Origin of the sequence: Coleofasciculus sp. B1-GNL1-01 (assembly GCF_040220235.1) — a bacterium.
Lineage (GTDB): Bacteria > Cyanobacteriota > Cyanobacteriia > Cyanobacteriales > Coleofasciculaceae > Coleofasciculus.
Genome location: NZ_JAVJTO010000001.1, coordinates 1 through 3,398 on the forward strand (window position 1 = coordinate 1; position 3,398 = coordinate 3,398).

10 protein-coding genes are annotated in these 3,398 nt (G+C 44.0%); 8 read left to right on the top strand and 2 right to left on the bottom strand.

Annotated elements, in window-relative coordinates:
- A partial coding sequence (locus RID53_RS00005; RefSeq protein ID WP_446386171.1) for a DUF3368 domain-containing protein occupies positions 1-441 on the bottom strand: 441 nt, incomplete at its 3' end.
- The gene (locus tag RID53_RS00010; protein WP_446386172.1) at positions 431-685 is read right to left on the bottom strand and encodes a UPF0175 family protein; all 255 of its coding nucleotides are present in this window, start codon (positions 683-685) and stop codon (positions 431-433) included. The genes RID53_RS00010 and RID53_RS00005, both read right to left, overlap by 11 nt.
- On the opposite strand from RID53_RS00010, the gene RID53_RS00015 reads away from it, so the two are divergent.
- The 8 genes from RID53_RS00015 (at position 679) to RID53_RS00050 (ending at position 3,184) form a co-directional block, all read left to right on the top strand.
- Positions 679-834: a hypothetical protein gene (locus RID53_RS00015; protein ID WP_446386173.1), complete on the top strand. Its 156-nt coding sequence runs from the start codon at positions 679-681 to the stop codon at positions 832-834. The two genes, RID53_RS00010 and RID53_RS00015, sit on opposite strands and share 7 nt — an antisense overlap.
- A gap of 236 nt (positions 835-1,070) precedes the next feature.
- Complete coding sequence (locus tag RID53_RS00020) at positions 1,071-1,373, top strand: DUF433 domain-containing protein (RefSeq protein WP_006106640.1); 303 nt, start codon at positions 1,071-1,073, stop codon at positions 1,371-1,373.
- 4 nt (positions 1,374-1,377) lie between these two features.
- Positions 1,378-1,710 carry a DUF5615 family PIN-like protein gene (locus tag RID53_RS00025; protein WP_044211398.1) on the top strand — a complete coding sequence of 111 codons (333 nt, stop codon included), beginning with the start codon at positions 1,378-1,380 and terminating at the stop codon, positions 1,708-1,710.
- 213 nt (positions 1,711-1,923) lie between these two features.
- Positions 1,924-2,175, top strand: coding sequence for an AbrB/MazE/SpoVT family DNA-binding domain-containing protein (locus tag RID53_RS00030; RefSeq protein ID WP_446386174.1), 252 nt, complete (start codon positions 1,924-1,926; stop codon positions 2,173-2,175).
- Positions 2,163-2,414: a type II toxin-antitoxin system VapC family toxin gene (locus RID53_RS00035; RefSeq protein WP_446354852.1), complete on the top strand. Its 252-nt coding sequence runs from the start codon at positions 2,163-2,165 to the stop codon at positions 2,412-2,414. The genes RID53_RS00030 and RID53_RS00035 overlap by 13 nt, the downstream gene beginning before the upstream one ends.
- A gap of 49 nt (positions 2,415-2,463) precedes the next feature.
- On the top strand, positions 2,464-2,727 hold the full coding sequence (locus RID53_RS00040) for a type II toxin-antitoxin system ParD family antitoxin (protein ID WP_446386175.1): 264 nt from the start codon (positions 2,464-2,466) through the stop codon (positions 2,725-2,727).
- Positions 2,728-2,738: 11 nt separating this feature from the next.
- On the top strand, positions 2,739-3,032 hold the full coding sequence (locus RID53_RS00045) for a type II toxin-antitoxin system RelE/ParE family toxin (protein WP_446386177.1): 294 nt from the start codon (positions 2,739-2,741) through the stop codon (positions 3,030-3,032).
- 5 nt (positions 3,033-3,037) lie between these two features.
- On the top strand, positions 3,038-3,184 hold the full coding sequence (locus RID53_RS00050; RefSeq protein WP_446386176.1) for a hypothetical protein: 147 nt from the start codon (positions 3,038-3,040) through the stop codon (positions 3,182-3,184).
- Positions 3,185-3,398 lie beyond the last annotated feature (214 nt).

A 3,398-nucleotide genomic window follows, 5' to 3' on the forward strand; every position in this document is an offset into this window, starting at 1 on the left:
CCACAAACCAGCATCTTGTAATGCTTGAATTCTGGGAGATACTGAAGGAATTAATCCTCGTTGTTTGGCTAGGATAATTAAGCGACCTGTCCCTATTGTAATAATACTTAAAGCTTGACTACAGCGACGTGCTGCTCTATCGTCAATAATCGCCGCTAAATTGGAATCCTTTAGCGCCAAGCTTAATACTTCCGATTCTCCTTTTCCCAAATCCCAGGCAGCTACTTCTGGTGGGATCTCTCCACTTTCTACTCGTTGCGCCCAGGTTACGCTAGATAATTGCTGAGAAGCTGCATCGTTTTGACTTGTTACTGTAACTTCATCCCAGACACCTGCTGGCACAAAAATTTCTGAGAAAAGTTGAGGCAGTAAGTCAGCTTGTTGACTTTTAAATAGGACAATCAGAGGTGAAGCGTTGATCACAACTAGCTTAATCAACATTTGCCATTTCCTCTGCCAACTCCTCAGCCGTGTATTGCATGAAGTCTACTTGGTAACGAAACAATGCCTTAATAAAGTCAGCGCGGCTGATTCCGGCAATTTCTGCGGCTTTGCCTTGAGATATTTGACCCAGTTCGTACCATTTAACGGCGGCAGCTATTCGCATTTCTTGAACAAATTCATCGGGATTTTTCCGAAGCGCAGAGAATGCAGTTGTTGGAAGTTCAATAGATACAGATGTCATTGAATTTTTTTGTACCTTGTGTTTCAGATATTTATCCCATTGTAGGCGATCGCACGCTGGGGATAGAGGAGGTGCGATCGCGTGGGAGTCCAGGTATTTGTCGGGGCGGGTTTAGTCGTTTAATTTTGATGTTTGTGATAACATTTTAACAAAACCCGCCCTGATTCAAAATGGAGGTGTGTTTTAGGCGATCGCTCTTTTGATCAGGGATTGACGCCAACTGGGAGGGAGAAGGCGATCGTCTCTAGGGAAGAAGGAGCGATCACAATCGGACCCTATACCCCAAACGCCATCGCCCTAGGGTCAGGTAATCCCAACAGTTGGTGACTAGAGATGGCTTTCGATAAGCTAAGTAAAAGGCTCAGGTTAACCTTGGAGATAGTCTATGGTGGCAGTAATTTCTGAACATATTGAAATCACACCAGGAGTGTGTGGTGGGAAGCCGCGTATTGCTGGACATCGGATTCGGGTTCAAGATGTCGTTATTTGGCATGAACATAAGGGGATGTCTCCTGATGAAATTGTGTCTCGATATCCTACGATTACGTTGTCAGACGTATACGCGGCTTTGGCTTATTACCATGATCATATTGAAGACATACAACAACAAATGCGAGAGGGCAAAATTTTGGTGCGTGAATTGCAAGCGAAAACTCCTTCCAAAGTGCAGCAAAAATTAAGAGGATAGAGTTTTGAAAAAGATCAGGTGGCACTTGGATGAACAAGTTGATCGGGCAATTGCTCAAGGGTTGAAACAACGGGGTATTGATGTCACGACGACACCTGAAGTAGGACTTTTAGGTGCAGCCGATGAAGAACAATTGACTTTCGCGATTGCTCAAGAGCGAGTAATATTTACCCATGATGAAGATTTTTTAATCCTTCATCAACGTGGTTTAGAACATTATGGTATTGCTTACTGTCACCAAAATAGTCGGTCAATTGGTGAGATTGTGCGAGGATTGATTCTGATTTCAGAGGTACTTGAACCATTAGATATGCACAACCACGTTGAATTTATTTGAGAAAGGCGATCGCTCTTGGTAGACTATCACCTTTGATGCTGCTGTAGGGGCGACCCGCTTGCATTAATTACCAAGGGTGTCCGCTTAATTTGATCAGGTCGCCCTTTATTCAATTGGCGGTGTCAAACGGTGTTTTTTGAGCGGTTATATGTTTGTGATAACTTTTCAACACGTTAACCAACCCATACAAATTGCTATTATGATTGAAATCAAATGATTCAGGTTTCGCAGATGACTGTGGCTCAAGTGAGTAGCAACTATGAAATTGAGATTCCGGTAACGATTCGAGAAGCATTAAAGCTGAAGCCGGGAGATGCCTTAGAAATCAAAGTTGTGGATGGTGCTGTGGTGATGATGCCCGTTCCCAGTTACACATCGCGCCTGTTTGCCAAGCATCAACATCTCTGGCGGGGAGTGGATGCTGTTGCCTATATTCGTGGGGAACGGGAGTCATGGCGCGATTAGATGACCTTGATGGGGTTGCGATCGCTCTCGACAGTGTGATTTTCATTTATGTTTTAGAAGGAAATCCAGAGTTTGGCGAACTAGCTCGGAAAGTTTTGGAGATGATTGAGCAAGGGAAGTGCCAGGGGGTTGCCTCTGATTTGGTGCTGGCTGAATTAATGGTTAAACCCTTGCGAGATGGATATCCGGACATTGCTGAAGAATATGCTCAGGATTTACCAACATCCCCAAGGCGTTGATTCCATGTCAAAATAGTATTTATCGTCTCATTTTCGGACAGTTTAATCGATGAACATATCTTTGACACCTGAACTCGAGCAATTTATTGATTCAACCGTCAAAAAGGGTAGGTATTCATCCCCTAGTGAAGTTATTCAGGCGGCGTTACGATTGCTAGAGGAACGCGAGATGGAACGTTTACTGCGATTAGAGGAACTCAGAAAGGAAATTGCTATTGGCATTGAACATTCAGATCAAGGAGATATATTTGATGGAGAAGAAGTGATTAGAGAACTGAGACAAGAAATTCGGCAGTCAGAACAGGGTGCATAATAGGCAAATATATTTTTAGTGCGCCAGCTCGGCAAGATTTAAGGCAAATAAAAAACTATATGGCACAGTTTAGTTTAAGTGCAGCTAGTCGTTTTCTTGATGCTTTTGAGGAAAAATGCCGTTTATTAGCGGATTTTCCAGAAATGGGGCGTTCTCGTAAGGAACTCGCTCCTAGTTTACGTAGTTTACCTGTGGATAAATATGTCATTTTTTACCGCCCGATTGAAAATGGTATCCAAGTGGAACGGGTGTTGAGTGGTTACAGAGACTTAGACGAAGTTTTTTCTGAGGATGAGGAGAATTAAAGCGATTGCAAAGGTTGTTTAATGGGCTATCTGGGGAAAAGACGCGATCTGCTGTAGGCAGCAGCGCTTCGCGATCGCATTCTGGGAATAGAGGAGGCGCGATCGATCGCGTGGAAGTCCAGGTATTTGTAGGGGCGGGTTTAGTCGTTTAATTTTAACGTTTGTGATAACATTTCAACAAAACCCGCCCTGTCTCAAAATGGAGGTGTGTTTTAGGCGATCGCTCTTTTGATCAGGGATTGGCGTCAACTGGGAGGGAAAGGGCATCGCCTCTAGGGAAGAAGGAGCGATCGCGTTTGGGGAAAACACCGACACCGGCTTGATTCTCTCCGTGTAAATTTGGTGCGTTACGTCGGGCTTTTTTAT

Bases quoted from the DNA above. Each gene is read 5' to 3' on its own strand.
- RID53_RS00015 (WP_446386173.1), top strand. From the start codon at position 679: ATGTCATTGAATTTTTTTGTACCTTGTGTTTCAGATATTTATCCCATT.
- RID53_RS00010 (WP_446386172.1), bottom strand. From the start codon at position 685: ATGACATCTGTATCTATTGAACTTCCAACAACTGCATTCTCTGCGCTT.
- RID53_RS00020 (WP_006106640.1), top strand. From the start codon at position 1,071: ATGGTGGCAGTAATTTCTGAACATATTGAAATCACACCAGGAGTGTGT.
- RID53_RS00030 (WP_446386174.1), top strand. From the start codon at position 1,924: ATGATTCAGGTTTCGCAGATGACTGTGGCTCAAGTGAGTAGCAACTAT.
- RID53_RS00035 (WP_446354852.1), top strand. From the start codon at position 2,163: ATGGCGCGATTAGATGACCTTGATGGGGTTGCGATCGCTCTCGACAGT.
- RID53_RS00040 (WP_446386175.1), top strand. From the start codon at position 2,464: ATGAACATATCTTTGACACCTGAACTCGAGCAATTTATTGATTCAACC.